Here is a 2,038-nt window from a genome sequence, read left to right as displayed (position 1 = left end):
CTACACAGCGCTAACAGGTGTAGACTTAATCATTAACACGTCTTGAGAGCGCCTTAGAACCCCTCTCAGGCTATTTACCCAACTTCGCATAATGTATATTATGTTAAATTAGATATTATTTTGGGTTAGTCGGTTCCTTTCACTCACTTCTGCCCTAAAATCAAAACTTTTCCCTGAAAACCAATTATTTAGCACTTTAATGCCCTGATTTTGCATAACTTCTTTATCAAATGATGGGATGGTCTATGTTATTTCTTAGTAAAAAGCACCCATTTGGGTGCTTTTTATAACACGATAAACATGTTGAACAATGGGCATTAACTACTGACGAACAACAGCATCACCTGGTGCAAAGTCAGCCACATTGATCGGTGAACGACTCTCCAGGTAAGCCTTCAACACTTCAGCATCAACAAAACCAGTATTAACATAGTTTGGATGTCCATCCATCTTTGGATAACCATCACCACCAGCGGCTATGTAGCTGTTAATTGCTAAACGATAGGTTTTGCCTGGTTCAATGGCTTTTCCTTTAATGGTTGCTGAAGTCAGTTTACCTTTCTTGATCAGTAACTTGACGCCGTCAAACTGCGCAAAAGCACCAGAGTCAACTGGTTTGCTGGCAACAACCCTCAGATAATCCATTAACTCTTTACCAGTTAAATCAACATAAGCCACCATATTGCCAAAAGGCTGAACTATCAGTACATCTTTATAGGTAACGGTGCCACCCTCAATACTGTCACGCACTCCACCTGAGTTCATTACCGCTAAATCAGCTTGGGTTTTTTCTTTCTGTGAGCGGGCAATCAGCACGCCAAGATTTGTTGGCTTAAATCGAACCACATGACGGTCCCCTTCCAGCTTACCGTTCGTTTCAGCAATCGCCTGACCTAGCTGAGCTTGACCTTTATCTTGGTAAGGTGTCAAAAATGCTTTCAGCTGCTCATCAGGTTTAATTTCCTGCTCAATGAAAACGCGGTTACCTTGCTCATCTTTCTGTTTCAAGTTAACGGGAATCAAACGATAGCTGACAAGTTTTAACTGACCATTTTTAAACTCCAGGTCAGCACGTCCCACATATTTACCCCATTCGTAAGCCTGTAAAATAGCTGTTCCATTCTGTACATCAGGTTCAAATAATGGATCTTGTGAGTGACCACCGACAATGATATCAATGCCATCAACTTTCCGAGCCAGCGTTACATCACCTGGTGCATTAATACCATGCTTAGCATTGGGGTAATGTCCCATGTGCGTTGCAGCAATTACAACGTCCGCTTTTTTATTTAAAACAGGAACAAGTTTACTGGCTTCTTCTACTGGATTACGAAAGTCAAAAGCCGAAATATATTCAGGGTTACCGAGTTTAGCGGTATCTTCCGTTGTCAGCCCCATTACCGCAATTTTGACACCATCGAAATTAAACATATGGTAGGCATCAAACAAACGATTACCTTCTTTGTCGTAGATATTGGCTGACAATAAAGGGAAATTAGCCCACGCCTCTTGCTGACGAAGTACGGTTATTGGATTATCAAACTCATGGTTACCCAAGGCCATGGCATCGTAACCAATATGGTTCATACCTTTAAAGTCAGGCTCTGCATCCTGCAAGTCAGACTCAGGCACTCCTGTATTAATGTCACCACCAGAAAGCAAAAGGACATGCCCGCCTTCAGCTTTTACTTCTTGACGAATCTGATCAATTAACGTTTTTCGTGCGGCCATACCATATTCACCATGGCGGTTTGGCCAAAAACGACCGTGATGATCATTGGTATGTAGTAAAGTGATTTTATAGGTTTTATCCGGTGTGTACTGACCTTTACTATCCCAGGAAGCACACCCAGAAAGTAATACGCTCAATACACCCAGGCAAATAATGGTAGACCAAGCAGATGGACTTTTTATTTTCATAGCACTCTCTTCTACTTATTAACTAAACGCGATGCTCGACTTTTATTAGTTTGAAATGACAACCCCTGACCCCAACCTTTGTTTTGCCGAAACAAATTCAAAGGGACAGGGGATGTCA

Annotated in this window: 1 protein-coding gene; it reads right to left on the bottom strand. The window is 41.8% G+C overall.

Going from position 1 to position 2,038, the window contains the following annotated elements; genetic code table 11:
- Positions 1 to 321: 321 nt before the first annotated feature.
- A complete protein-coding gene (gene ushA, locus F607_RS0126545) occupies positions 322 to 1,920 on the bottom strand; it encodes a bifunctional UDP-sugar hydrolase/5'-nucleotidase UshA (protein WP_051311873.1) in 1,599 nt (532 codons plus the stop codon).
- Positions 1,921 to 2,038 lie beyond the last annotated feature (118 nt).

Source organism: Zooshikella ganghwensis DSM 15267 (genome assembly GCF_000428585.1).
GTDB lineage: Bacteria > Pseudomonadota > Gammaproteobacteria > Pseudomonadales > Zooshikellaceae > Zooshikella > Zooshikella ganghwensis.
The sequence above is the reverse complement of the archived record's forward strand: the minus strand, read 5'-3'. Positions and strand labels throughout refer to the sequence as shown.